The sequence below is a fragment of the Mesorhizobium cantuariense genome (assembly GCF_042647205.1).
In the GTDB taxonomy this organism is placed as follows: domain Bacteria; phylum Pseudomonadota; class Alphaproteobacteria; order Rhizobiales; family Rhizobiaceae; genus Mesorhizobium; species Mesorhizobium cantuariense.
In genome coordinates, this window is the sequence record NZ_JBHRVD010000001.1 from 2,688,384 (window position 1) to 2,714,210 (window position 25,827).

Sequence of the window (25,827 nt, forward strand, 5' to 3'; positions counted from 1 at the left end):
ATTTGACGGATGCCGCTCTTGCCACGCCGGCAACCCCTGGGTCTGCCGGCAATGATCCCAGCTTCGCTGCCGACCGCCGGTGAACCGGCGGAAAAGACATTGCAGCGCGGCATCGACCTGCAACGGCGCAAGCGTTTTCGCGAGGCCGAGTTCTGCTACCAGACGGTGCTTCGCACGCAGCCCAAAAATGCCATGGCGCTGAACCTGATGGGCACGCTGGCCATCGAGGCCGAGCATCATGACGCCGCCATTGCCTATATGGAAAAAGCGGTCAAGCTCGAACCGGACAACGCCATCTTCCGCAACAATCTCGGCAACGCCTACAATGTCACCGGCAACATCGACAAGGCGCGCAGACATCTGAGAAAGGCGATCGAGCTCGATGGCGGGCTCATCGAAGCGTTGTGCAATCTCGGCCGCTCCTACCGGAGCCAGCTCGAGGGCGACATTGCCGAAGGCTTCTATCGCCGGGCGCTGGCTATCGACGGCCAGTCAGTGACAGCACTTGCCGGCATGGGCGATCTGCTCACCGACATCGGCCGGCAGGCAGAGGCGGTCGAATGCTTCAGCCGCGCCCTTGCCATCGACCCGGGCCATGTCGAGGCGCTGGCCGGAATGGCGCTGGCGCGCCGGGCGGTCAAGGACGATCCCGCGCTGCCTTTAATACGAGCTCGCCTGGAATTGCCGATGACCACCGATCGCGAGCGGGTGGTTTTGCACCACGCCGCCGGCAAGATGCTCAACGATCAGCGCGAGTATCGCCCGGCTATCCGCCATTTCGCGCAGGCCAAGGCGATTTCCGGCAACGATTTCGACATTGACCGGCACACCCAGCTTTACGACAGCTTCATCGACACTTTCGACGCCGGCTTCTTCGCGGCGCGGCCGAAATTGGGAAATCCATCCAGGCGCCCCGTCTTCATCGTCGGCATGCCACGGTCGGGAACAACGCTGACCGAGCAGATATGCGCCAGCCATCGCGATATCTATGGCGCCGGCGAGTTGGCGACTATTCGTTCATTGGCCGGCGAACTTGGCTTCGACAAGCTCGATCCGACTGTCTTCACCAAGGCCATGGCAGCGCTCACTCCGGCCAAGGCGAAAGAGCTTGGCTCGAAATATCTCGACGATCTCAAAAAGCGCAACAGCAAGGCGCGGCTTGTTGTCGACAAGATGCCGCATAATTTCGAACTGCTGGCGTTCATCAGCCTCATCCTGCCAAATGCCCGCATCATCCATTGCCAGCGTGACCCGATGGACAATTGCGCCTCCTGTTTCATGCATAATTTTTCCGAGGCGCACGGCTACAATGCCGACCTGACCAAGCTTGGGCAGTATTACCGGCAATATGACCGCCTGATGCACCATTGGGCCAAGGTCATCCCGCTTGATATCCACGACATGCCCTACGAAGAAACGGTGGCCGATTTTGAAAACCGTGCGCGTGGATTGATCGGATTCCTCGGCGTTGAGTGGGACGATGCCTGCCTGCGTTTCAACGAAACCGAGCGCACGGTGCGGACGCCGAGCCGCTGGCAGGTGCGCCAGCCGATCTATTCGTCCTCGGTCGAGCGCTGGAAGCTGTATGGTGACGCGCTGGATCCGCTGAAGGCGGCGCTGGGTTCGGTTGTCGATCCCGGCTGATCTTGTCGGTCGAGTTCCGTCACACCCCCCTCTGTCCTGCCGGACAGAGGGGGGTGCTGTCCCGCCGGCGTTCAAAATTTATGGTGAAGCGCACACGCGCTCCAAAGCCTTACCCCATCCGCCCACGCGCCACCACCGGCAGCGTCTCCAGCACCTTGTCGCCGTCGATCAGATGCACCTGGTCGAACAGGTTGGTCACCACGCAGCAATGGTCCGGCACCACGCGCACGCGTTCGCCGATGCGCAGGCTTGCGCCGTTCGCAAGCGTGACCGTGCCGTGCTCCTCGCTCAAGCCGGTGACGCGCGCGCCGGGCATGCCGAGCAACTCGCCAAACTCGGGCAATCCCAAGGTGTCGCTGGATAAAGCCTTGCTGCCGCTGTCCAGAATGGCCCGGGCAGGCGTCGGATGGCTGACGACCGTGGCGAGCACCGTCAGCGCGCAATCGTCGAGCGTGCCGACGCCTTTGGCGACCTGATAGCGGTCGAGATAGATGTAGGTGCCTGGACGATACTCCGTGACAACAGATGCTTCGCTCGAGCGCCACATATCCGGCGTGCCGCCGCTGGAGATGCGTTCGCAAGCGAGGCCTGATGCGACCAGCGCCTGCCTGGCGCCGGCGAGCCAGGCTTCGGCCTCGGCCGCGCGACCGGCGGCCGGGTAGGTCATCAGCCCGCCGAAGGTGAGGCCACCGGCTCTGTCGATCTGTCTTGCCAGTGCAACCGCTTCGTCAGCCGTCTGCACACCGCAGCGGCCCATGCCGGTGTCGCATTCGACCAGCACCGGCAGAGGATGGCCGCCATCGGCAAAGGAGGCGGCCAGTCCTTCGAGCGTCGCTGTGCTGTCAGCTGTAACCGACAGCGTCACACGGCGATGCAGCGCCAAAAGCCGCTCCAGCTTGGCGCGCCCAAGGATGTTGTAGGGCAGAAAAATGTCGGCCAGCCCAGCGTCGGCCATCACCTCGGCCTCGCCGATCTTCTGGCAGGTGATGCCCACCGCACCCGCCGCCACCTGCTTCTTCGCCCAGTAGGGCAATTTGTGCGTCTTGATATGCGGCCTGAGCTTCAGCCCGTTCTTGTCGGCATGCGCCTGGGCGCGGGCAATGTTGGCTTCGGCGCGCGCGGCGTCGATCAGGATCGATGGCGTATCGAGGTCATGGACGGTCGGCATCATCTGTCACTCTGTGGAAATCCGCTGGGGTTATGACCCTGAAAGAGCATGATGTCACGCGGCCAGCGGAGCGGATCTGTGGTCCATGCGATCGAGGCGGCAGGCCAGGCAGGATCGACACCGCATCGGCGTTCGGCTATGCGATTTGCCAGACAAATCGACACGAAGGACCATGATCATGAAACGCTCCGCCATCAACGACATCATCCGCGAAGCCGACGCTTTCATCCGCTCGTTCGGCTACATCATGCCGCCCTTCGCCTATTGGTCGCCCGAGGAGGCGAAGGCGCGCCAGGCCGACTCCGCGGCCGTGTTTACCTCCCGGCTCGGCTGGGACATCACCGATTACGGCCAGGAGAAATTCAAGGAACTCGGCCTGTTCCTGTTCACCGTTCGCAACGGCCGCTACGAGGACATGAAGAAGGGCATGGGCATGCTCTATGCCGAGAAGATCATGATCTCGCGCAAGGACCAGCTGTCGCCGATGCACCGCCACAACATCAAGGCCGAGGACATCATCAACCGTGGCGGCGGCAAGCTGGTGCTGGAACTGTTCATGCATGATCGCGACGGCGGTATCGATCCCAAGGCCGAGGTGTCGGTGCCGGTCGACGGAACCATCCACCGGCTGCCGGCAGGCGGGCTGTTGAAACTCGACCCGGGCCAGAGCGTCACGCTGCTGCCCGGCGTCTGGCATGCCTTCTGGGCCGAGGGCAAGGATGTGCTGATCGGCGAGGTGTCGACCGTCAATGACGATCTCACCGACAATGTCTTTCGCGAGCCGATCGGCCGCTTCTCCAACATCGACGAGGACGTCGCCCCCGTGCACCTGCTGGTGTCCGACTATGAGAAGTGGCTGGGGTGACAGGGGTGGCAGTGCCGGCCAGCCGGTTTCAATGACAGCAGCCTGGCGCTGGCTGTACGCTCGTCCTGCACAGGCAGGATGAGTAGATCGGTACGTCCGCTTTGGCCATCGCCGTGGCGAGCCTTGCCTGCAATGCCGGCAGTTCATCGGTCTCGCCGCGCCGTTTCAGGCATTCCACCAGCCCGTGCAGCGCCCAGACATTGTTCGGATGCTGGGCGCAGCGCTGCACCTTGCCGCTCAGGCCGAGATCGTCGCGGTAGACCTGTTCTGCTTCCTGCGCGTGGCCCTGGTCGAGAAGCAGTGCCGCCAGCGCATGGCGCGGCGGGTGCATCCACGCCCATGGCTCGGTGTAGGACAGATTGTCGTCGAACTCGACCGCTTGCCGCAAATGGCCGTAGGCCTCGTCATGGCGGCCCTGGTGGTAGGCAAGCTCGCCATCGAGCAGGGTTGCACCGACAGCCAGCGAAGCCCGCGTCGGGTTGCTGAGGAAGCGCCGCTCGGCTGGAATGCCTTCCAGATGCCTGTGGAACCGGTCGCGCTCGCGCTCCGCTTCGGCGAAGTTCCCGAGCGTCGCATGGGCGACACCCTTGGCGTAGTGCTGCATGGCCGCGGTCAGCACATAAAGACCCGGCTCCGCGGCCACCGGTTCGTCGATGATCTCCCGCCAGCGGCCGAAGCGCACCTGCACATGCGATTTCATCGCGTGGTAGCCTTCCACCGTCTGCGTGAGCTTGGGCCGGTCCTGGATGGCGACCACGTCGCGCGCGACCAGGCTGCGCACCTTGTCGGCGGCCCACCGTGCCGGCCGGTACTGGCCTGACAACATGCAGGTGAACATCATCAGATGCAGATCGTGGCAGCAGCCGAGCAGGTAGTAGGTCGGCTCGCCCGCATAGGCGAGATAGAGGTCGTTGGCGCTCACCGCCTTCTCGCTGGCAAGCTTCGCCTTCTCGTACTCACCGCACAGCGCATAGATGTGCCCCGGCATGTGGTTCATGTGCCCGGCATCGGGGCACATTTCGCCGAGCAAGTCCGCCGAGCGCATGCCGCGTTCCGGCATGGTGGACATTTCCAGCAGATGGATGTGCAGGTGAACGATCGCCGGATGCTGCGCGATGCCGGCCTCATCGGCAAGCCGGATCGACCGCTCGCAAACCTCGAGCGCCTCGATGACATCGGAATTCGGCGCCGGCGCGCCGGTCTTGAGGTTCCAAAGCCGCCGCACCGTGCGCATCATCAGCGCCTCGACCAGCAGCGCCATCACATCATGGTCGTCGGCAAAGCTGGCATACACACGCCGCATCGCGGCGGCATAGGCGTCATCCCACTGCTCGAACTCCTCCTGGGCCACTCGGTGCGGTTTCTGGAAGCGGCAGGCCAGCGCCTCGATCAAGCGCCTTTCGATCTCGCTGGCGGCAGCCGCATTGGCCCGCGCAAGCTGGACATGCTCGAAGCAGCGCTTGGTCGCGCTGTCGGCCTCGGCCACGCCATGCTCCTTCCAGGTCAGATTGTAGAAAGGCCCGGCGGCATAGGCGATGCCCCAATGCACCATCGGACAGTCAGGATCTGTTTCGAGCGCCTTCTCAAAGCACTTGATGCCTTCCTCATGGTTGAAGCCGTAGCACCAGTTCAGCCCGATATCGAACCAGCGCTGGGTTTCTGCTGAACGGGTGGAGATACGGCGGCGGTAGGTGCCGAGGTTGAAGCGATCCATGTGTTTTCATTTCAATCTGATTGCCAGCGAGCCAGGCTCTGGCCAGATTCCTTTGCCATCAATGTGTGCCGAAACTGGCAGGCAAGGCAAACGCAACGAGTAGCACTGCTGCTTCGCTTTTAGATACTTCCGCCCCCCTTAGCTGGTCTCTTGGGGCGGTGCTTCATGTTGCCAGCCGGCCAGCTCAGGCAGGTCGTCCAGCCAACTCTTTTCCGTCATCAAGGCATCGCCGGCCTGCGGGGCAGCTTCGGTGGCGTTTTGAATGAGCCAGTCCATCCACTTCCGATAGGCAACCGGGTCCAACTGAGGCGGCAGCACCTTGGCCTTGGCCAGCATGCGTTTGCGGAAACTAACTTGCCTGCGGAGCTTGGTCGTCGTGAATTTGATCGCCTTGCCTTGGTATTCAACCGTCCAGCGCTCATCCCCGTGGCTGGCGAGCCTGTCGATGGCGAAACTGACATCAACCGGCCTATCCCGCCAAGGAAGCTCGATGGCATTCTTCCTCAGATCGATCGCCCATCGCCTGTAGTTGGCCCCAGCACGCTGGGGCGGTAGCACACCAGCCTGTTCGAGTATCTTCCGGCGGAAAGTAGGCTGCTTCTTAAGCTGGCCTGTCGTCAGCTCGATGCGATGCCCACGGAATTCGACGTGCCAGCGGATCCTGCCATTGCCGAAATACTTCACCAGCCTGTCGATGAAGAACTCGTCATCGGAAAGCATCACGCATCCCTGCTTGATGCTTTCGAGAATGTACTGGCTATCAGTGAGCATTACGCGGCCTCGTGCAGGAACCTTTCATGAAGCTTCGCTAAGGCGCACGCAACGACCGGGCAATCTCGCCTTTCATGATTCCGTCGCATAGACACCGATGACGCGTCATATCGCTCGCGCGCTCATCCTGACCAGCGGCTTAGGAGCAGCGGCCCGGCGTCGGGGGGGTATCGAGGGGGGGACTGGCGCCGAGCCTAACCGGCTTGGAGGGGAATGCCGGCTGTCCCGAATTATAAGCCTTTTTATGCATTACTGCTAATTTAATTAAAGGACCATGTTCCGCTCCCAGGCGCCAGATCGACCAGGCCGGAATCCGGGAAGCCCGCATGAAGCATCTGCGCGGCGAGGAAGAAGGCCGACCAGGCCACCAGAGGCGCGGGTTTTCCGCGTTAAAGCACATTCCGCTGCAACTCTGCGTCAATTGTCGGGCGACCGAAAGCTGCGCCCTGAAACGCTGCAGGTTGTTTTCGAGAAATGTTTGGCTGGGGAACCTGGAACAAAATCCAACTCTATTCAAGGGTATGAAAACAAATAAATATTTGTAGTTATTGACCTTTTTTGTCCGTAGTTGTAACGCATGGCTGTAACACACAGGCCTTCCATGTGGAGCAGTCATGGCACGTTTAAGCTACCTCTTGCGACGCGGCGCATCCTATTACGCCCGCGCCCGCGTTCCGCTCGATCTGGTCGATGCCGTCGGCAAGAATGAGCTTGTGAAGGCCCTTGGCACGAAGGATGAACAGGAGGCTAAGCGCCGGCTCTGGCCGGTGGTCGAATCTTGGAACCGGCAGTTCGATGACCTCCGTTCGCGCCGGATGCTGACGCCCGACGACAAGGCGGACGCGGTATGGCAGCACTACACCGGCATCCTTGCGCGTGATGAACAGGTCCGGCAATCGATGCCGGCTACCGCCGACATTGAGGTAGCGACCGAACGGGCCGTCGAACGTATCCAGCGCGACGGTATCGACGTGCACGACCCGCTTGCGGCGCTCGACGCCGGCCTAGAGGTAATGGTGCTGAAGCAGCGCCGTGCGCTCGACGCACACGCCCGCCGCGCCAAGCTCGACACCATGCGCAAGCATCTTGTCGAAGGCGAAGCCGCGCTGATCGCCGATGAAGTTGACGACTACATTGACCGGAACAAGCTTCTGATCGACCCGCTATCCCCGGATCGTAGCGACCTTGCCCGGAAGATGATGCGATCCGAAATTGAAGGCTTGGAGCGCACCATAGAGCGCGACCAGGGTGATTACAGCGGCACCCCGAAAGACCCGATCGTAAAGCCGGCCAGCGGCACGTGGCGCGAGCAAGCAGCGCCGGGCGAGGGGATCATGGAGCTATTCGAGCAATACGCAGCCGAAAACCCGAAGGGCATTGCCACCGACACCATTGCGCAGGCTCGGCGCGACGTTGGCAGCTTTGTCGATTATGTCGGCAGCACTTGCCCGGTTCATCGGATGGACAAGAAGGCCGTCCGCGAGTGGAAGGCGCTCTTGATGAAGTATCCGGTCAAGGCCACTGAAAGCAGCGTCTTTGCCGGCATGAAGCTTGCGCAAATCGTCCGGCACAATGAGAAGGTCGGAAAGCCAGCGATCACCGTGCGCACCGTCAACCGCTACATCGCGGGCTTCAGCGCGTTTTGTAGCTGGCTGGTCAATCACGGCTACCTCGACCACAACCCGGCCGATGGCATGTTCCTGAAGAAGACAAAAGGCAACAAGGCCCTTGTTTTCACGTCTGACCAGATGAACACCCTGTTCAAGTCGCCGCTGTTCGCCGGATGTCAGAGCGCCGACGAATGGCGCAACGTCGCCAAGCCCGGCAACGTCATGATTCGCGACCATCGCTATTGGGTGCCGCTGGTCATGCTCTATTCCGGCGCGCGCCCGGCAGAGATCGCGCAACTCGCGATCACCGATGTTCGCCATGAGCACGGTCATTGGATCATGCATATCACCGATGAAGGCGACGACGATAAGAGCGTGAAGACCGAAGGCTCTATGCGCGTGGTGCCAGTGTATCCAGAGCTTATCCGGCTCGGCTTCATCAGGTATCGCGACGGCATGGAAGCGGCCGGCCACACCCGCTTGTTTCCCGAAGCGAAGCGCAATTCACGCGGGCAGATGATTGCCGAATTCAGCCGCGAGTTCGGCCGCTATCTCACACGCATTGGAATGAAGACCGGGCGAGGCCTCTCACTCTACAGCTTCCGCCACGGCGCGGCCGATGCCTTCCGGCGAGCGGGCTATCTGGATGATGTTTTCGGGCCGATCGTCCTGGGCCACTCCGGCGCGACCATGACGGGCCGCTATGGGATCATGCCACAGGGAATGCTGAAGCAGCGCGTCGAGCTCGTGAATTCCATTGCCTATCCCGGCCTGGACCTAAAGCATCTATTCCACTAGCGCGTGTTGTCCCGCTTGGCGAACACCTTCCCAACGCTAGCGACTGCGTAGAACAACCAGCCGATGACATGTCCGAAGAAATAAATGCAGAGCACCAGATATGTAAGAAACGCAATCACAAACAACGTCTCACCTGTTGCAACATTCGTCACGTAGCCGTGGGGCAACATGTCTGAAATCCAGTTAAAGCGAAGGCCCCAGCTGCACCCCAATTGACCACACGTCGAGTAGGCACTCAGCACCGTTGCGCCGATCCATACGAACGAAAATACTATGAAACTGACCCACGAATAGCGTTGATCCCGGATTAGCCCGTAGATTGAAAACGCCTTCGCGAGAGTGAGTCCAATTGATGCGAGAACAGCGAAAAAGATCGAGATTAGAAAGCTCATATTCGACCCACGTGGCTAAAACATCGACATTACAGCCGGCACCTTTACGATAGGTTCGGCCAAGCCTTCAATTTTTACGTGTATCGAACGCCACTCCCGCTCGCAGCATTGATAGATCATAAATGCCGTCAGAAGTAAACCCCAACAAGAACAAATATAGAAACTTTGATTATATAATTTCTCGTGAGATAATAACCTCGAAATCAAATTCGAGGTTGTGTTGTTCAAGCGTCCCGTTGAGTTGTTCAAGAATTTCTTCAGTGGCGATATCGAGAAGAAATCGATATCGCTTACTGACCCTCTGGCGCTCAACTTGTTTGGTGCATTCCCGACAGTTGCCGGACCTTCGATCAATGCCGCTACCGCGCTTCGCGTCCCGGCAGTCTATTCAGCTATCGTGCTCATCTCCGGCACGATTGGTTCGCTTCCCGCCAAAATCTTTGTAGCAGAGGCAGATGGCGGGAAGCGAACCGCTAAGGATCATGCGGCCTATCGCCTTGTGCATGACGAAGCCAATGAATGGACTTCGGCCGGACAGCTTCGCGCCACGCTCACGGCCGACGCGCTCTTGCATGATCACGGCTACGCGCTGGCCATCCGCGTCGGCGCTGGCAAGCCGCAAGAGTTCATCCGCCTCGACCCGCGAACCGTCGCCATCAAAACGAACGAGCTGACGGGCGAGCCTGTCTACGTCCGGCGCGTTGGCACTCGCGAATGGACCTATGATTTCCGTGACGTTCTTCATGTCTCGTCCCCGCTCAGCCTCGCGCCCATCAAGGCCGGCCGCGAAGCCATCGCCCTGGCGACCATCTTGGAACGTCACGCCTCGCAGCTTTTTGCTGGTGGCGCCAAGCCGTCCGCGCTCTTCTATAACGACAACAAAAAGGGCAGTGAAGACAGCGCGCGCGGCCCGACAGTCATCGCCAAGATCAAGGCCGCTTACCGGGCCGCAACTTCGTCCGGCAGCTTCACCGAACCCATGGTTCTGGACGACGGCTGGAAATACGAACAGATCGCGCTGACCAGCGCGGACGCTCAATTCGCAGAGATGCGCGTCGAACAGGTCAATGAGATCGCGCGCGTTTTCCGCGTCCCGCCTCATCTGCTTTTCGAGCTCTCCCGCGCGACATGGTCGAACGCGGAAGAGATGTTTCAATCGTTCCTCACTCTCACGCTGCGCTCATGGCTGGATGAATGGGAGTGGGCTTACGCCCGTGTCCTGCTTACGCCAGAAGAGCGTAAGACCCACTATGTTGAGTTCGTCATTGACGACCTCATGACCGCCAATTCGGCGACCCGCGCGACGACGTATCAGCAGTATCGCGCCATGGGCGTGTTGACTGCCAACGAAGTCCGCGCCGGCTTGAACCGCGAGCCGCATGCCGATGGGAACGTGCTCGCCAGCCCCTTCACCACGCCGGCACCGCACGCCGGCAGCAATGACAACGCGAAGCCCGCCAAGGAAGCAGCATGACGGGTCATGTCGCATTCTTCGGCGACGGCGAACGCTCTTTTGCGCTCACGCCCGACCTCATCATCGAACTTGAACGCAAGACTGGCGCTGGCATCGGCTCGCTCTGTCTTCGCTTCCCTGAAGGCAATTTTCGTCACGCTGAGCTTATCGAGATCATCCGGCTCTCGCTCGTCGGCGGCGGCACCACGCCAAAGGAAGCGGCCGCGCTTACCGACACCTACGCGGCCAAGCGTCCGCTCGCTGAATCATTCCCGATCGCGGTAGCGGTCTTGCAAGCGGTCTGGAATGGCGCGCCGGCACCGACAGAAGGCCAGGCACCCGCCAATGGATAAGCTCGATCTCGAAACGAAATTCACGACCGATGAAACCGGCGACATCGAGGGCTTGGCATGGCCGTTCGGCTCTGCCGATCGTGTCGGCGACATCATCGAGAAGGGCGCTTTCGCTGGCGTCAAACTCCCGCTCACCATGCTCTTTGGCCACGACCAGAACGAACCTATCGGCGTTTGGACGGAAGCGACTGAAGCAGCCGACGGCTTGCGCCTGAAAGGCCGGCTTCTGGTCGATGACGTTGTGCGCGCCCGAGAGGTTCGCGCCCTGGTGCAGTCCGGCGCGGTGCGCGGGATCAGCATCGGCTTCGTCACCCGTAAGGCCATGCCCCGCGTCGGCGGCGGCCGGACAATCTCAAAACTGGAATTGCTGGAGGCGAGCCTTGTTTCTCTCCCCATGCACCCCGGCGCGCGCGTCACAAGCGCGAAGTCGGCAATCAAGGCTCTCGGCATCGCCGATGCGCTCAACCGCGCCACGGCGCTCTTACGAAAAGGCCATTGAAATGAAGACTGCAAATAAGCGGGCGCTGACCAGCGCCCTTGAACTGAAGGAAGCTGACGACGCTGAGAACGTCGTCACGAAGGCGCTCGCCGACCTGACAAAGACGGTCGATGACCGGCTGAAGGCCGTCGAAACCAAGTCCGGCGATAGCGTCAAGCTCACCGAACGCTTCGACAAGCTCGAAGCCAAGATGAACCGTCCGGCGGCTGCAAACTCGAATGTTCCCGTCGCCGACAACGACAACCCGACGCCCGAAGCCAAGGCGTTCGGCACGTATCTTCGTCGCGGCGATCGTGGCCTTCAGGACATCGACATGAAGGCGCTCACGGTCGCAACCGACGCGACCGCCGGCTTCCTCGCGCCGACCGAATTCAGCTCGGAAATCTTGAAGGCCTTGCGCCTTTTCAGCCCGCTTCGCCAATACGCGAAAGTCGTGACCATCGCCGGTTCCGAGATCAAGTTTCCGCGCCGCATCGGCTCGACCGCTGCGACCTGGGTAAGCGAAATCGCCGACCGCACCGAAAGCGGCCCGTCCTACGAACAGGTAACGCTGACGCCGTGGGAGATGGCGACCTTTGTCGAGATCAGCCGCCAGCTTTTGGAAGACGCCGCCTACAATGTCGAAGGCGAAGTCTCCAGCGACCTCGCCGAGTCGTTCGCTATCGCCGAAGGCAAGGCGTTCGTTGACGGCACCGGCACCGATCGCCCGAAGGGCATTCTCGTCGCTACCGGCATCGCTGAAGTGAAGACCGGTGTTGCCGCCGACTTCCCGGCTGCAAACCCCGGCGACAAGCTCATTGACGTTATGAGCGCAATTCCGACCGCACACGCACAGAACGGCGCATGGGCGATGAACCGTAACACGCTCGGCATCGTGCGCAAGTGGAAGGACAGCCAGGGCAACTATCTCTGGCAGCCCGGTCTACAGGCTGGTCAGCCGTCTTCGCTGCTCGGCCGTCCGGTTATCGAAATGGTCGACTTCCCCGACGTGGCGGCTGGCAAGTTCCCGATCGTGTTCGGCGACTGGTCCGGCTACCGCATTGTCGATCGCACCGACTTCAGCATCCTGTCTGACCCTTACACCAGGGCGAAGAACGGCATTGTTGTTCTTCACAGCCGCAAGCGCGTGGGTGGCGACGTCACCAACCCCGACCGCTTCGCCAAGCTGAAGGTTTCGGTGTAACAATCATGCGGCTCGCATCTGACATCATCGCTATTCGGCACGGCAACGTCGCCTTGCGGCTGCGACCGTCATTGCGGGCCGCAACCACTCTTCAGCACAAGCACGGCCTCGGCGGCATCGTTCGCGGACTTGAACATGGTGACTTCGGCATCATCGCCGATATCGTCATGGCCGCGACCGACGACCCGGCCGCTTATCGCATCTTCCTAGAGATCGTCGCCGAAAAGGGCGTTCGTCATCTGCCGTTGCTTTACGACGACCTGTCCCGGTTCGTGGCCATCTGTTTCGGCATCGATGCCGACGCGGAACACCCGGCCGAAACCCGCGAAAAGGCGGGCAAGGAATTTTCTATCGAAGCCGGGCTTGAACAGTTTTTCGAGATCGGCACCGGTTGGCTAGGATGGTCTCCGGCCGATACCTGGGCGGCAACACCCGCCGAGATCATCGTCGCGCAACGTGGCCTTGTTACCAAGCTGAAGGCCATTCACGGCTCGGCTGAAGACAACGACAAGCCCGAATACGATCCGCGCGAACCTGTCAGCCCGCAACAGGTCAGAGAAGGCATCGCCACACTTCGCGCTCTTTCCCGTCAGGCACAGTGATGGCAACCCGTCCGCCCCACCTTTGCACATGCGGCAAGATCGTTCCTGCCGACCAGCGTTGCGCCTGTCAGGTCATCCGCGACCGCGCCCGCAAAGCACGCTTCGACCAGACCCGGCCTAGCGCCCGCGAACGCGGCTATGACTCCAAGTGGGAGAAAGAAAGCAAGGCGTTCCTCGCCATGCCCCAACATCGCCATTGCGCGTGTGGTTGTGGCCGTGTCGCGAACATGGTCGATCACATCATTCCGCACCGTGGCGACAAGCGCCTCTTTTGGGACCGCGCCAACTGGCAACCCATGGCCGCGTCACCGTGCCATTCAAGCCGTAAGCAGCGACAGGAACGCCAGCTATGACACGCGATGATCTTGTCACCTTCGACGGCATCACGCAGTCAATTGATGAATGGGCGTTGGACTACGGCGTCACACCGCAAACCATCATGAGGCGACTTCATGCCGGCGCGTCGGTCGAGATTGCTATAACTAAACCGATGATTGCACGACCGGGCGACCAGTTGCCCGAGCCGATAGTAGCACGGCCGCGCACCATCAAGGTCGTTAAGCCTCGTGCTGTCGATCGCCACAGTCACGATGGCAAGAGCCTCACAGTCACTGAATGGGCAGCAATCACCGGCATATCGCCTGAGACAATGCGCTCGCGCATCAAGGCCGGGCATCCGATGAAGGATGTTCTTCGCAAGGGCAACCTGCCGAAGAGCAGGAGATCTAATTTCAAGGTCGGTCAACCTCGTCCCGTGAAGCTCTACAGCTTCAAAGGCATGACCAGATCATTGAGTCATTGGTCGACCCAAACCGGCATTCAATACGCCACCCTGCTTCGTCGCATGAAGCAAGGCGCAACCATTGAACAGGCGCTAACCGCCAAGCACGGCGACCGCCCTAAGACACTTCACACCATCGACGGCGTGTCGAAGACACTACGCGAATGGGCCGCTCATGCCGGCATCAAATACCAAGCCCTCATTGCCCGCATTCACAAGGGCCGCTCGCTCGCCGAAGCCGTCGCCATGAGTGGCCCGAGAAGGCGTGCGTCCAATGTCGAGGAGAGCCACGTCGAGGAGAGCCACGTCGAGGAGAGCCACGTCGAGGAGAGCGATGACCGGGGGGTGCCTCGCGACCTGACGGTGTCCGTTGGGACCGGCGGGGGGAGCACCGCGCAAGAGAGCACGAATATAGGATTTTCAAAATGAGCGTGTCTCTCGACCTTCTCAAATCACAGATGAACCTCACTGGCACCGACGACGACGCCCTGCTCTTGCACAAGATCGCGGCGGCCGAACAGTGGATTTCCGACCAGATCGGAAAGGATCTTGCCGAGATCGACCCGATGCCGGCGACGCTCACTGAAGCCGTCCTTCAGCTTGCCGCCGCTTGGTATGAGCAGCGCGAGGCCGTGTTGATCGGCATGGGCGCTAATGAAGTGCCTTTCGGCGTCCGCGATCTCATTCGACCCTACCGCGAATGGGTGCTTTGATGGCCTATTCCAAGCAGCTTCAGGCCTTTGACAAGGTGATGCGGGAGCTTCCCGAAGCCGTGGCGAAGGCCATTGAGCCGAAACTTGTCATCGAGGCGAACAAGATCGCCGGCCGTATACAGCGCGCAGCGCCCGAAGATAGCGGCGACCTGAAGGATTCCGTCGCGGTCACCGCGCCCGGCCAATCGACACCTGCCTATTCTCAGCCGGGTGGCTCGCGCATCGCTGCGAACAACGAAGCAATCATCACCGTCGGAAATCACGTTGTTCGCTACCCGCATCTCATCGAATACGGCACTTCCAAGATGGCGGCACAGCCGTATTTCTGGCCTTCGGTTCGCACCTATGGGCCACGCGCGCAGCGCGCCATCAAGCTGGCGCTCGGCAAGCTGGTCAAAGCCGCGTGGCAGCGGCCATGATTGAGCCCTCGCTTGCCCTTCAGACGGCCATCAACACCCGCCTGAGTTCTACACCGGCCGTCACAGCACTCGTCGCGGCCGATCAAATCCGCACCGGCAGCATGCGCCGCGAGCAACTGCCTTCCGTCATCATGCAAGGCTCACAAACTCAGTATCTCGGCTACGCGTCGGGCAACCAATATCTTGCCCGCGTCTGGCTCGACCTTCACATCTGGGCGCTCGATGCCGGCGGCGACTTGGCGAAGGCTATCGGGTTCGCACTGCACCAAGCGCTTCGCGCCCCTCTCGTAATGACCGATTGCGATCTCGATTTCTTCGAGGCGAAAGATATCCGCTGGCCTCGCGACCCTGACCCTGATTTCGCGCACGGCATATTCACGCTCGAGGCCGTTATTCGGTGGAAACTGTGATGCGCGCAGGCAAGCTAGATCGGTCGATCGACCTTCAACGCAACGTCGAAACCAAATCTTCGACCGGTTCGGTCACGTCCGTCTGGACGAATTTTGCCACCGGCCTTCGTGCTGAAAAGATCGACGCGACCGCCGACGAAACCGCGCGCACGTTCGGCGAGGCCGAGACGATCTCCATGACATTCCGCATCCGCTATGTCGGCAACCTCACCACGGCCGATCGCGTGATCTATGAGGGCGTGGCGTTCGACCTTGTCGGCATCACTGAGATCGGCCGGCGGCGTGGTCTTGAACTGCGGTGCGAGCGCGCTCGCTAGTGACGCATCTTCGCGGCGTAAAGCCGGCCCTATCTTACGATCGCGACCCGCTCACAAAGGCACCGCCACCGCCGCGCTACTTCAGCGCGTTCGCGAAGGCCGAATGGGCGCGTGTCATGCCCCGGCTCATTGATGATCGCATCATCACCAAAGCCGATCTTGGCGGCGTCGAAGATTTCTGTCTGGCGCGCGGTCTCGTTCGTGAGATCGACGCCATCATGCGCAGCGCCGACGGCGCGATCGACCTGAAGCTTGTGCGCGCACAGGACAAGGCCATGCAGACGGCTCGCCAGCTTGCCGCCGAGTATGGCCTGTCGCCTACGTCGCGGACGCGTGTCGGTGGTCGCGACGATGACCACGACGACACGAACCCACTGGATATCCGATGACCGCCAGCACCTATCCCGAATGGATTTTTGACGGCTCGCCGATAGCCGACCCGCTTGGCTGTGGCGACCGCGCCGTGCGGTTCCTGCGAAGCCTGAAGCATCCGAACAGCACCGCGCCCGGTGGTGCATTCCAGCTTCATGACTGGCAGGAACGCATTGTTCGGCGCATCTATGGCCCGCGCCATGCCGATGGTCGGCGCATTGTCGAAACTGTCTTCTGGATGATTCCCCGCGGTAACCGCAAAACCAGTCTCGCCGCGGCTCTTGCGCTGCTTCACACGATCGGCCCCGAGAAAGTCCCGGCCGGGCAGGTGATTTTTGCCGCTTCCGATCGCGAGCAAGCCGGGCTCGGCTTCAAAGAGGCAGCAAACATCATCCGCATGGATCGCCGCTTGATTGCCGCGACCAAGATTTACGACGCGCACAACAGCGTCAAAAAGATCGTCTACAAAAAGCAGGACGTATCGCTTCAGGCCATTTCGAGCGACGGCGCATCGCAGCACGGCAAGACGCCAGCTTTCATCCTGGTCGATGAGATCCACGTCTGGAAAGGCCGTGACCTTTGGGAGGCCCTGAAGTCTGGCTTGGTGAAGACGCCCGGCACGCTCATGGTGATTGCTACGACCGCCGGCCGTGGTTCCGAGAACATCGGTTTCGAGCAATACGACTATGCCCGCAAGATCGCGCTCGGCAACATCGACAACCCCGCGTTCCTGCCGATCATCTTCGAAGCCGCCAATGACAACGTTTGGAATGACGAAGCCCTCTGGCATCGCGTCAACCCCGGCCTGAAACACGGCTTCCCGAATCTGGACGGCTTGCGTTCGCTGGCGAAGGAAGCGGAACACAGGCCGGCCGAACGCCACGCCTTCAAGCAATTCAACCTCAACATCTGGCAGGCTCACAGCCGGACACCGCTTTTCGACATGGCCGTCTATGACGAAGGCCGGTTCGAGTTCGAGCTTTCCGATCTTGAAGATTTGCCCTGCTTCGTCGGCGTCGACCTGTCGGTCAATGGCGACCTCACGGCGGTTGTCGCGGCATGGCGGCACGACGATGGCCGGATCACGGTCTATCCATGGTTCTTTGTTCCCGGCGATGATTTGCGCGGCCGTGCCGACCGCGACGGCGTTCCCTATGAGCAGTGGAAGGCAGACGGCTTTCTCACGGCGATCGACGGGCCGATCATTGAGCCTGAAGTGGTGGAGGCGCACGTCCGCGAATTGTGCGCGCGCTTCCGTGTCGAGGAAGTCGCCTTCGACCCACATCTTGCGCGCATGATGATGCAGCGCCTTCACAATGATGGGCTCCCGGCAATCGAGATGCGCCAAGGGCCGCTCACGATGGCACCGGCGATCGGCGACCTAGAGCGCACAGTGAACGGCCGCAAAATCCGGCATAGCGGCCACCCTGTCCTTCGTCATCACTTCGATAGCGTCGTGGCATCGACCGGCGACACCGGCTTGACCCGAATGCACAAGGCGACCAGCCGCAACAGGATCGACGGCGCTATCGCCACCGCGATGGCAGTCAGCCGGGCCGCTGCTAACGACAACGCCCGCTCGATTTATGATTCCGACGATCCCGAAGAGCTTTTTGCATAGGAACGACCATGGCAGACGACCAAATCTTAGCTGTTGACCTTATTGCCCGCGACAGCGATTTCCGACGAAGCTTCGAGCGCGCCCGCATTTCTGCCGTGTCGGATTTCGACAAGATCGAAACGCGCGCCAAGACGATGACATCGCGCCTGGACGCGACGTTTGCGAACATCGGCGGCGGGCTTAAGGGCGGCTTGGCCGGCATGTTTCTGGGCGCAGGCGCAGCCGCAACGGCTGCACTGGCACCGCTTGCGCTCTTCAACAAGGCGCTCGACACAATCGACATAGCTTCGCACTTGGTCGACACGGCCGACCGCATCGGCCTTTCAACAACCGCGTTGCAGGAACTCGGCTTCGGCTTTGCGCAGGCTGGCGTAGAGCAATCCGAATTTGAAACCGGCATGGAGCAGTTTTCGAAGCGCATCGGCGAGGCGGCGACCAAGGGCGGGCGGCTTGCTGATATCCTGAAGGCGAACGGCATCGCCCTTCGTGACAGCAACGGGCAGATACGCACGTCGGAACAGCTGCTAGCCAGCTACGCCGAGTTGATCCGCAATGCCACCTCCGACCAAGAGAAGATGCTGCTCGTCACCGAAGCGTTCGGCCGTGGTGGCGGCGCAATGCTCGTCGGACTGAACGACGGCGCGAAGGGCATCCTCAACATGAAGAAGGCCGCCGAAGATGCCGGTGGCGTCATCGATGAGCAGCTATTGCGCCGTGCTGAAGAGATGGGCGACCGCTGGGACGCTGCTTGGCACCGCTTCACCGTAAGCTCGCAATCGGCCATCCTGACCGCGCTGGAGGGCATGGATCAACTCAACGGCCGAATGCAGGACTTCATGAAGAACCGGCAGGCCGCCGAGATGGGCGACATGGCGGGCTCGCTGGTCGGCAAGCCCGGTGACGTGCTGACCGGGCCGGGCAAGGGCGACAAGCCGGACGCGATCGACGTTCGAATCCACAGGCATTCGGCGGCGAGATCGCCAAGGCCGATAACAAGATTGTCGAGCACCTGAAGGCCCGATACGGCAACGCCGTGAACCGGGCTACCATCATTCCGGGCGAGAGCACCACCAAGGCCGGCGGTGCAAAGGCCAAGTCAACTGCGCCAGACGGTTTCGAACGTGAGTTGGCGCAGACGCAACGGCGCACGGCGCTATTGCGGGCTGAGACAGCCGCGCAAGCCAGCCTCAATCCGCTGGTCGATGACTACGGCGATGCGCTCGCCTTCGCCCGCACGAAGCAAGACCTGCTCAGCGCCGCACAGCAGGCCGGCAAGGCTATCACGCCCGAACTGGCGGCAACGATCGACGCAATAGCCCGGTCCTACGCCAGCGCCTCCACAGAGGCACAGAAGCTATCCGACAGTCAGGATCAAACCCGCACGACGGCGCAAGAAATGTCCGGCCTTGGTCGGGACGTTCTAGGCGGCTTCATTTCAGATTTGCGGGCCGGCACGTCCGCATCTCAGATGCTGTTCAACGCCCTCGGCAAGATCGAGGACAAGCTTCTCGACATTGCCCTGAACGCGATTTTCAGCACGACCGGTGGCGGCGGCATCATGGGAATTGTCGGTTCGCTGTTTGGCTTCAGCGGCGGAGGGCTTGCGAAGGCGGATGCCCGGACCGGCATGCGGCTCGCAGGGGGAGGGCATGTTCGCGGGCCCGGCACGGCTACGTCAGACAGCATTCCGGCCCGGCTTAGCGACGGCGAGTTTGTCGTGAATGCTCACGCAACGGCTCGTAACCGGGCGCTGCTTGAAGCCATCAACGACAACCGACTTCCGGGCTTCGCCGACGGCGGGCTTGTCGGTGGAGGTGCGCCAGTGTTCGCCGGCAACGATAATCGCGCTGGCCAGCACGTCGCCATCAACACTCAGGTTACCGTGAACACCAACGGCGGCGGCACACCGGCCGACAATGCCGACTTGTCAAAGAGGATTGGCCGGCAGGTAGAATCAAGCCTACGCGGTCTTGTAAATTCAGAATTGCAACGCGCCAGCCGGCCAGGAAATCTCGCAAACAACAGGGGTAGACGCTCATGAGCCTTCCAACGTTCTCGCCGCCTGTCGCCCCGTCACCAGGCACCGCGTTCAAGCCGACTATCAAAATCCTCGAGGCTGACTTTGGCGACGGCTACTCCCAGCCGACGCCGAAGGGTCTCAACAATATCCGGGAGACATTGACATTGGCGTGGGGCGGGCTGACCGATTGGCAGATGGTCGAGATCAATGATTTCTTCCGGGCGAGACGTGGCAGCGAACCGTTTTGGTTCGCGCCTGTCGGTGACGCCGCCGCTCGGCTCTGGACTTGTAAGGAGTGGGACCGGAAGACCGATCAAGGCATTTGGCAAATGACGGCTACACTGGTCGAAAGCTTTTCGCTTCAGGCGTAACTTTCTTTCTCTCCACGGTCGCGAGACTGCTATAATGTAATGCTTCGAATTTTCGTGGAAGAAATGTGCATGTATCTTCGCGATTTCGTTAGGTGACTCGTCCTGTTGCGCGTATAATTTTGTGATCCGACCCGCTTGTCGTGACCATAGTTGCCAACATAGTTATATCGAAACACAAACCAAAGCTTGTTTGCGGATGGAGTTTCGACAAGGCATCACCAGTTTGACCTCTAAAGCAGGCGCTGAGCTAATTGCCTCAACCTGCTACAAGACCCGGAATTGAAGGCAAGTTCCCTCTTGTGCATCTGCCTCGGCAGACAACCCTTACGTAGCGGCGAAGGCCGCTGGATTCGGACGATGATGATATGGCTAGGACGTGGCCGTGTCGCCCTTGAGCAAGGCAGTCGTCTTCACCAACTGTAGACTGATAGCAGACGATCTCCCCCGGTTGGACCAGACAGACATCTTCCGTCTTTCTCTCGAATGATTCATACAGCGCTCTTGAGCGCCTATCCTTCGTTAAGGTCCAACCGGGGGGGGATAGTCCTATTCCTGATGTGTCATGGTTTGGGTCTTCAAAGAAACAACAACCGGTTCAAGAAGACGAAGAGGTCGCGCGAAGCGCGAGCAAGGCCGAAGGCCGCGCAGGGAGGGCCGAAGGCCCGAGTAGACGTGTTTGCCCCTTGACGGTAACGTTACCAAAGACCATAGGACGCTATGGCATTTACACCCGCAGAAAAGCAGGCACGTTACCGCGATCGACAAAAGCTGAAGCTGTCGGCTTTGGCTGAGGGTAACGTTACCGATATCTCATTGACGATCAGATCAGCGTCTGTCGAATGGCTCGAAACTACACGGGCGATGATCGACGCCGAACTCGCAGCCCGTGGGAACGCCACCGGGCCGAAGAAGCGGACCAGAACCGAGGATCACCCGAACTACGGGCGGTTCTAACCGGTCACGTTACCAAATCGCTCATAGGAATTATTTCCTCTTGGCCTGTCATTCCGGCTCGGATTCTGCTATAGTGTAAGAAGTGGGGACTGGTCCTCTTCACTGGTCTACGACAAGCGTCAAACCGTCGGGGTTCTGCTCCGGCGGTTTTTCTTTGCTGATAAGTCATCGGTGACTTAGTCTAAGTAATTGAAATTATTATGATATTTGTCTTGCGCGCCGTTGCGCAATGACTCATACATTGCGGGCAAACCAGCCAACGGAGATCCCGCACATGGAAAACGTCTACATCCTGAACGACCGACACGACCGGCTCGCCCTGGCACTCGCCGAGATCGAGGCTTGCCCTTTCAGCGGCAAGCGCGAGCCCTACCAGATGGTCGAGGCGCTCATGGCGGCTGAGATATGGCCGGCTAGCATTCAACCTGAAGACCTCCAAAATAAAGTTTGAACGCCCCTTGCTAATCGTGAACGTGAAAGCTATATTCACATTCACGAAACGAGGATTAAAGCGATGGCTAAGACGGCTTTAGAGAGAAAGAGGGAGTCGCTAGACCGCAAGCGTGAAGCGCTTGAGGCGATGCCTGAAGCGACCAGAAGCCTTCCGGCCGAGCCGTTCTTTAAGTTTGTCCAACGGCATCATAACCAATTTAATGTGCATATGGCGCTTGACGTAGGCGGCTTGCCCTTTCCAGATCTTAGTGACGAACGTGGCGCTCAGTCTACGACCGGCGAGATCGAAAGGGGCGAGTATCTCGACTATGGCAAGTATCAGGGATCTATTGGCCGGGCCGAATTGATGGTTACCGCATGGATCGATGCTGCTCAGGAGCTTGCCGCAATCATAAATGATTATAAGCGGGAAGCAGTCCTGACTGCTCTAGATAATTTGGCAAAAGCTGAGCCAAAAGGGTGGCCGGAGCACAAAGTGGCAATTCAAGAAGGCGCTCGTCTCCACAAGATCCTTGAACATCTCGACAAGACAGCACGCGTCTCGATCCCGACCTATGAGGTCAAAGGTATCTAAGGATCAAAGGCTGAGAGGCTTTTGGGAATACCCCACCGGACGGCGTTGATTGGACGTCGAGCCGCCCGGCAGGGCCAACATTGTCAACCATAGGAGATCAACAAATGCGCTCTAGGAATACTACAGCCGCTACCAGGGCGGCAACACCCGACCTTTACCGAAGGTTTGCCGCGCCGGACGCCCTTGCCAGATCACTGGAGATGACTGCCAGCTATCTTGAGCATTGCGCCGAAAAGCACAACGCAATTGGTGAGGCTGCCCGCAGCTATGGTCGCGCGAGGCAGAGGTGTGAACGTATCGCCAATGACTTGCGGTCCCTTAAAGAGAGCAACCCCGCGCTGGTGCGCTACAGGAATGTCTTTTACAACCTTGATGCGGCGCAGATCGAAGCGTTTGCAAGGATCATCATCGATTATCAGGCAAGGATTGGTGACGGGTTCGTTCCCGTCTCGACCAATCACTATCTAGCAGATCTGACGGCAATCGCTTTCACGTTGGAGGCTATTGAAGACCCCACCTGCTTGGTCGGCGTTGGGGCCGGCTTTGGGCCGCGCTTCAAGAGCGGGAAGGGCGGCGCGATCACTGAGATACGCGGTGCAGCATGAGTCGCGAGAAGAGCCTTGCGCACCTTACCGCCGCGCCTCCAAAGAGTCAGCTAGCGCGAGGTATCATTCCCCTCTAGAGCCGCTTGAAATCGATCCGCGTGACGTGCTGATCTACGAAATTGCTACCATGATTAGCGAAGCACTCGCCGGCCCGGCTATCGGCGTGCATGAGCTTGCCGAAATGATCGTGGACACGGTGCAGGAAACGTAATAGACGCCCGTTCCTCGCCAGCCGACCAGAAGCCCGCCGCTCACCACGGCGGGCTTTCCGTTTTTAGGGTTGAGTGTATTCTGAGAGGGAGGTGAGGGGATCGCGCGCTGTGGAAATTGAAGAAGATCGGCAGGCGGAACCCATTGCCGCCGAATGGGGTGTAGATGTTGACTTGTTGGAAGAGACTGATTGGGTAGTCGAGACAATCGATGGCAATGACGGTGAGATTTATGGATACATTGTGCGCTTCGATGATGGGACAGCGCCAGAGGTTCTGGCGCAGCTTGGCGTGACCCCCGGCCAGTTTTCCCGCCAGCTTAGTGTTAATGCGTTTGATGAGCCGGAGCCAGAGCCAGACGATTTCGAGTTTGTTGAACCACTTGAGCGGTTGAACGATGGCCGGCGCAGCTATTACATCAATGATGAGCGCTTCACACCCTCTCAGTTCCGCCGGCTTTCCCGCAAGCGGAAGGTCGAGGCCATGGTGCAGTGGTTTCATGAGAATTACGAAGATCCCGCCGTTAGAACGCCTTACGAAAGCGCAGAAGGCGGGTATCAATGGATTTGGGGCGGGCCTTATGACGCTCGTGAGCAAATCGGAGACGAGTTTTCGGACATTGCTGACGAAGATATTGTTGAAGCAGCATCTGCTGAAGTGACAAGCGATGGCCTGTTCGATTGGGCGCCGAAGGTGCGCCGAGAAGATTACGAACAGGATGATGAGCCGGATGACGGGATATACTCCATCGATGAGCCATTGCCCGATACTCTGAATTCATTTGAAGATGAGGATGTAGGGAATCCATTTCCGGAGTTGCCGCCGGGGCAACCACACTTGACCAACGAAGATGGCAGCATTCTCACCGACGAAGGTGGTCGCATCCTTATAGGTGATATTCCTGTCTCAGAACGAGAAACGAGTGCAACCGCTCAAGGCGATGCTTTAAGACGTGAGATGCTGTCGCGGCTAGATAGGCTCGAGGCCGCACTGCAGACCTACGAAGAAAACCTGCCCCCTCGAAACCACAACCATCCGCCTGAGCTTGTGGAGCCTGACCCGATTTCGCCGCGCGAATGGCGGGTGGTTGTCGAAGCGACCGTTGAAATACGGGCAGAAGCTCAGCAACCGCTGCCGGACCCAGTAAAGCTGGAAGCCCACGCATCGACGTTGAGAACAGTCGCGGGCTCCATCTTCGCGTGGCTGGGGCGCAAGGCAGACACGGCAGTCGATAGTGCGATCAAATGGGCCGTGCCTGTTGTAGGAGCGGCGTGGATGCTTGCTGGCCCTGATGTTGTATACGCGAATCTCATGGCCGTTGCTGAATCAATTGCGACGTGGGCGCAGCACCTCTTGGCAGGTTAGTGAAGGTTACTCGCGCTTGTCGTGATCATCGCGCTAGGCGCGTTCGGCTGGTTGCTGGCTGTGCCACTCTTTAATGCTGTCACATAGCAACTTCATAAATCCGGAGCGCAGCAACGGCTCGGCTGCACCGTCTGGCGTGAATTCATAGATCGCGTCCGATTCATCGGTGCACCAAGTCCCGAGGTATTCGCCTTCCTGAGTGACGACAGTGCCGTCCTCAAGCAGGTTTATTGGCCATCGAAGATTCATCCTGCCTCCCGGTCCGATCTAAACAGATGAAATGCCATGTGGATCATCCACTCGACTGTAACACTTAGCATTTTCTAATGTTCACTAAGTGGCTGAAAAATAAGGAAAAAAGATGTGTGGCTGGGGAACCTGGATTCGAACCAGGACTAACGGAGTCAGAGTCCGTGGGTCTACCGTTAACCTATTCCCCAGCAGGCACGATCTTGAATATCACGACAAACGTGAAAACCGTGCGGGCCGAGCGGGCAAGCCGCTGTGAGCGCTGCCTTGTAGCCGCCAGCGGAAAATAGTCAAGCCTGCTCTGTGGTTCAATGGCACGTTTCGTCAGGTGGTTTCAGACACCACGCTTCGGATGCGGCGTGCGGCTCCAAGTCCAATCTCACGCCTCAAGGCTCCGTCCGGCTGAACTGCGAGCGTTCGAAGAACAGCACCACCCCCAAGCCCAGAATCAGCGGGATGATCAGGTAGAACAGCCGGAACACCAGCAGCGCCGCCAGCACGCCGACCGGGTCCATGTCGGAAAGTCCGGCGAGAAAAACCACCTCGAACACGCCGAGGCCGCCCGGCGCGTGCGAGATCTGCGCGATCGAGAAGGAGACGAGGAAGACGCCCAGTATGACGAAGTAGCCGGGATTGTGGGCTGCGGGCAGGGCGAAGAAGATGATAGCGGCGGCGGCCAGCAGTTCGATCGGGCCGATCAGCAATTGCCGCGCGACGATAGGCAGCGCCGGATAGTGCAGTTGGAAGCTGGCGATCTTCAGCGGGCGCAGATGAAGCCAACTGCCGAAGACATAGGCGGCGACGAGGATCAGCATTGCGATACCCGCTGCCTCCGACAGGCCGTGATGGGCGATGCCGGAAAACCGGTCGAGTATCTCAGGCTCGAAGACCAGTACGAGGCCCGAGGCGAGAATCGTCGACAGCACGAAGGTGATCCAGCACACAGCCACCAGCACGCCGACATCCTGGCCGGTCAGGCCTCTGGTGCCGTAGGCGCGGTAGCGGATGACGGCGCCGGAAAACACCGAACCGCCGATGTTGTGCGACAGTGCATAAGTGGTGAAGGAGCAGAGCGTGACGAACAGCCACGACACGCGCTTGCCGATATGCAGAAGCGCGATGTGGTCGTAGCCGGCGAGCGAGGCATAGGCGATGACCGAACTCACGGCCGCAAGAATCCAGCCGCGGGTCGGAATGGCGGCGATGCCGTCCCAGACATCGTCGAGCGAAATGCCGCGCAGTTCGTGCCAGAGCAGCAGCAGCGAGAAGATCACCGCCGCAATGCCGACGACCGGCCAGAAATAGCGTCTCCAGTTCATTGCCTGACTGCCATGCGTTGCGG

30 protein-coding genes and 1 tRNA gene are annotated in these 25,827 nt (G+C 59.9%); 25 read left to right on the plus strand and 6 right to left on the minus strand.

The window, feature by feature from the left end:
* Nucleotides 1-51 precede the first annotated feature (51 nt).
* On the plus strand, nt 52-1,644 hold the full coding sequence (locus ACFOJ9_RS12560; protein ID WP_378979166.1) for a tetratricopeptide repeat-containing sulfotransferase family protein: 1,593 nt from the start codon (nt 52-54) through the stop codon (nt 1,642-1,644).
* Between the two features lie 109 nt (nt 1,645-1,753).
* Here ACFOJ9_RS12560 and ACFOJ9_RS12565 read toward each other — a convergent pair whose 3' ends face one another.
* A complete protein-coding gene (locus tag ACFOJ9_RS12565) occupies nt 1,754-2,812 on the minus strand; it encodes a D-TA family PLP-dependent enzyme (RefSeq protein ID WP_378987742.1) in 1,059 nt (352 codons plus the stop codon).
* Between the two features lie 178 nt (nt 2,813-2,990).
* Between ACFOJ9_RS12565 and ACFOJ9_RS12570 the strand changes: the two genes are divergently transcribed.
* On the plus strand, nt 2,991-3,677 hold the full coding sequence (locus tag ACFOJ9_RS12570; RefSeq protein WP_183453469.1) for a D-lyxose/D-mannose family sugar isomerase: 687 nt from the start codon (nt 2,991-2,993) through the stop codon (nt 3,675-3,677).
* A gap of 28 nt (nt 3,678-3,705) precedes the next feature.
* Here ACFOJ9_RS12570 and ACFOJ9_RS12575 read toward each other — a convergent pair whose 3' ends face one another.
* Nucleotides 3,706-5,391: a hypothetical protein gene (locus ACFOJ9_RS12575; RefSeq protein ID WP_378979167.1), complete on the minus strand. Its 1,686-nt coding sequence runs from the start codon at nt 5,389-5,391 to the stop codon at nt 3,706-3,708.
* A 138-nt stretch (nt 5,392-5,529) separates the two neighbouring features.
* The gene (locus ACFOJ9_RS12580) at nt 5,530-6,162 is read right to left on the minus strand and encodes a hypothetical protein (protein ID WP_378979168.1); all 633 of its coding nucleotides are present in this window, start codon (nt 6,160-6,162) and stop codon (nt 5,530-5,532) included.
* A 326-nt stretch (nt 6,163-6,488) separates the two neighbouring features.
* Between ACFOJ9_RS12580 and ACFOJ9_RS12585 the strand changes: the two genes are divergently transcribed.
* The 23 genes from ACFOJ9_RS12585 to ACFOJ9_RS12695 all read left to right on the plus strand — a co-directional run bounded on the left by ACFOJ9_RS12585 (nt 6,489) and on the right by ACFOJ9_RS12695 (nt 24,236).
* Nucleotides 6,489-6,707 carry a hypothetical protein gene (locus ACFOJ9_RS12585; RefSeq protein WP_378979169.1) on the plus strand — a complete coding sequence of 73 codons (219 nt, stop codon included), beginning with the start codon at nt 6,489-6,491 and terminating at the stop codon, nt 6,705-6,707.
* 69 nt (nt 6,708-6,776) lie between these two features.
* Entirely contained in the window at nt 6,777-8,570 is a 1,794-nt protein-coding gene (locus ACFOJ9_RS12590; protein ID WP_378979170.1) for a DUF6538 domain-containing protein, read from the plus strand.
* A 612-nt stretch (nt 8,571-9,182) separates the two neighbouring features.
* Nucleotides 9,183-10,436, plus strand: coding sequence for a phage portal protein (locus ACFOJ9_RS12595; protein ID WP_378979171.1), 1,254 nt, complete (start codon nt 9,183-9,185; stop codon nt 10,434-10,436).
* Nucleotides 10,433-10,768, plus strand: coding sequence for a gene transfer agent family protein (locus tag ACFOJ9_RS12600; RefSeq protein WP_378979172.1), 336 nt, complete (start codon nt 10,433-10,435; stop codon nt 10,766-10,768). Before ACFOJ9_RS12595 ends, ACFOJ9_RS12600 begins: the two co-directional genes overlap by 4 nt.
* The gene (locus ACFOJ9_RS12605; protein WP_378979173.1) at nt 10,761-11,267 is read left to right on the plus strand and encodes an HK97 family phage prohead protease; all 507 of its coding nucleotides are present in this window, start codon (nt 10,761-10,763) and stop codon (nt 11,265-11,267) included. The genes ACFOJ9_RS12600 and ACFOJ9_RS12605 overlap by 8 nt, the downstream gene beginning before the upstream one ends.
* Nucleotide 11,268: 1 nt before the next feature.
* A complete protein-coding gene (locus tag ACFOJ9_RS12610) occupies nt 11,269-12,450 on the plus strand; it encodes a phage major capsid protein (RefSeq protein ID WP_378979174.1) in 1,182 nt (393 codons plus the stop codon).
* A 53-nt stretch (nt 12,451-12,503) separates the two neighbouring features.
* Nucleotides 12,504-13,052 carry a hypothetical protein gene (locus ACFOJ9_RS12615; RefSeq protein WP_378979175.1) on the plus strand — a complete coding sequence of 183 codons (549 nt, stop codon included), beginning with the start codon at nt 12,504-12,506 and terminating at the stop codon, nt 13,050-13,052.
* On the plus strand, nt 13,052-13,405 hold the full coding sequence (locus ACFOJ9_RS12620; protein WP_378979176.1) for an HNH endonuclease: 354 nt from the start codon (nt 13,052-13,054) through the stop codon (nt 13,403-13,405). The genes ACFOJ9_RS12615 and ACFOJ9_RS12620 overlap by 1 nt, the downstream gene beginning before the upstream one ends.
* Entirely contained in the window at nt 13,402-14,262 is an 861-nt protein-coding gene (locus ACFOJ9_RS12625) for a hypothetical protein (RefSeq protein ID WP_378979177.1), read from the plus strand. Before ACFOJ9_RS12620 ends, ACFOJ9_RS12625 begins: the two co-directional genes overlap by 4 nt.
* Nucleotides 14,259-14,546: a head-tail connector protein gene (locus tag ACFOJ9_RS12630; RefSeq protein ID WP_378979178.1), complete on the plus strand. Its 288-nt coding sequence runs from the start codon at nt 14,259-14,261 to the stop codon at nt 14,544-14,546. Before ACFOJ9_RS12625 ends, ACFOJ9_RS12630 begins: the two co-directional genes overlap by 4 nt.
* The gene (locus ACFOJ9_RS12635) at nt 14,546-14,965 is read left to right on the plus strand and encodes an HK97 gp10 family phage protein (RefSeq protein WP_378979179.1); all 420 of its coding nucleotides are present in this window, start codon (nt 14,546-14,548) and stop codon (nt 14,963-14,965) included. Before ACFOJ9_RS12630 ends, ACFOJ9_RS12635 begins: the two co-directional genes overlap by 1 nt.
* Nucleotides 14,962-15,375, plus strand: coding sequence for a DUF3168 domain-containing protein (locus ACFOJ9_RS12640; RefSeq protein WP_378979180.1), 414 nt, complete (start codon nt 14,962-14,964; stop codon nt 15,373-15,375). The genes ACFOJ9_RS12635 and ACFOJ9_RS12640 overlap by 4 nt, the downstream gene beginning before the upstream one ends.
* Nucleotides 15,375-15,692 (plus strand): phage head closure protein, encoded by a 318-nt coding sequence (locus tag ACFOJ9_RS12645; RefSeq protein ID WP_378979181.1) that lies wholly within the window; start codon nt 15,375-15,377, stop codon nt 15,690-15,692. The genes ACFOJ9_RS12640 and ACFOJ9_RS12645 overlap by 1 nt, the downstream gene beginning before the upstream one ends.
* On the plus strand, nt 15,692-16,081 hold the full coding sequence (locus tag ACFOJ9_RS12650) for a P27 family phage terminase small subunit (RefSeq protein ID WP_378979182.1): 390 nt from the start codon (nt 15,692-15,694) through the stop codon (nt 16,079-16,081). Before ACFOJ9_RS12645 ends, ACFOJ9_RS12650 begins: the two co-directional genes overlap by 1 nt.
* Nucleotides 16,078-17,685 (plus strand): terminase large subunit, encoded by a 1,608-nt coding sequence (locus tag ACFOJ9_RS12655; protein ID WP_378979183.1) that lies wholly within the window; start codon nt 16,078-16,080, stop codon nt 17,683-17,685. Before ACFOJ9_RS12650 ends, ACFOJ9_RS12655 begins: the two co-directional genes overlap by 4 nt.
* Before the next feature lie 8 nt (nt 17,686-17,693).
* On the plus strand, nt 17,694-18,698 hold the full coding sequence (locus tag ACFOJ9_RS12660; RefSeq protein WP_378979184.1) for a hypothetical protein: 1,005 nt from the start codon (nt 17,694-17,696) through the stop codon (nt 18,696-18,698).
* A gap of 113 nt (nt 18,699-18,811) precedes the next feature.
* Complete coding sequence (locus ACFOJ9_RS12665) at nt 18,812-19,726, plus strand: hypothetical protein (RefSeq protein WP_378979185.1); 915 nt, start codon at nt 18,812-18,814, stop codon at nt 19,724-19,726.
* On the plus strand, nt 19,723-20,076 hold the full coding sequence (locus ACFOJ9_RS12670; protein ID WP_378979186.1) for a phage tail protein: 354 nt from the start codon (nt 19,723-19,725) through the stop codon (nt 20,074-20,076). The genes ACFOJ9_RS12665 and ACFOJ9_RS12670 overlap by 4 nt, the downstream gene beginning before the upstream one ends.
* 717 nt (nt 20,077-20,793) lie before the next feature.
* Nucleotides 20,794-21,030 carry a hypothetical protein gene (locus ACFOJ9_RS12675; protein ID WP_378979187.1) on the plus strand — a complete coding sequence of 79 codons (237 nt, stop codon included), beginning with the start codon at nt 20,794-20,796 and terminating at the stop codon, nt 21,028-21,030.
* 274 nt (nt 21,031-21,304) lie between these two features.
* Nucleotides 21,305-21,481, plus strand: coding sequence for a hypothetical protein (locus ACFOJ9_RS12680; protein WP_378979188.1), 177 nt, complete (start codon nt 21,305-21,307; stop codon nt 21,479-21,481).
* Nucleotides 21,482-21,544: 63 nt separating this feature from the next.
* A complete protein-coding gene (locus tag ACFOJ9_RS12685; RefSeq protein ID WP_378979189.1) occupies nt 21,545-22,057 on the plus strand; it encodes a hypothetical protein in 513 nt (170 codons plus the stop codon).
* A 200-nt stretch (nt 22,058-22,257) separates the two neighbouring features.
* Complete coding sequence (locus tag ACFOJ9_RS12690; RefSeq protein WP_378979190.1) at nt 22,258-22,662, plus strand: hypothetical protein; 405 nt, start codon at nt 22,258-22,260, stop codon at nt 22,660-22,662.
* A 320-nt stretch (nt 22,663-22,982) separates the two neighbouring features.
* Entirely contained in the window at nt 22,983-24,236 is a 1,254-nt protein-coding gene (locus ACFOJ9_RS12695) for a hypothetical protein (protein ID WP_378979191.1), read from the plus strand.
* Nucleotides 24,237-24,269: 33 nt separating this feature from the next.
* On the opposite strand, the gene ACFOJ9_RS12700 is transcribed toward ACFOJ9_RS12695, so the two are convergent.
* The 3 genes from ACFOJ9_RS12700 to ACFOJ9_RS12710 all read right to left on the minus strand — a co-directional run bounded on the left by ACFOJ9_RS12700 (nt 24,270) and on the right by ACFOJ9_RS12710 (nt 25,804).
* Nucleotides 24,270-24,485 (minus strand): hypothetical protein, encoded by a 216-nt coding sequence (locus ACFOJ9_RS12700; protein WP_378979192.1) that lies wholly within the window; start codon nt 24,483-24,485, stop codon nt 24,270-24,272.
* A gap of 117 nt (nt 24,486-24,602) precedes the next feature.
* Nucleotides 24,603-24,676, minus strand: a tRNA-Gln gene (locus ACFOJ9_RS12705).
* A gap of 195 nt (nt 24,677-24,871) precedes the next feature.
* On the minus strand, nt 24,872-25,804 hold the full coding sequence (locus ACFOJ9_RS12710; protein ID WP_378979193.1) for a lysylphosphatidylglycerol synthase domain-containing protein: 933 nt from the start codon (nt 25,802-25,804) through the stop codon (nt 24,872-24,874).
* Between the last annotated feature and the right edge of the window lie 23 nt (nt 25,805-25,827).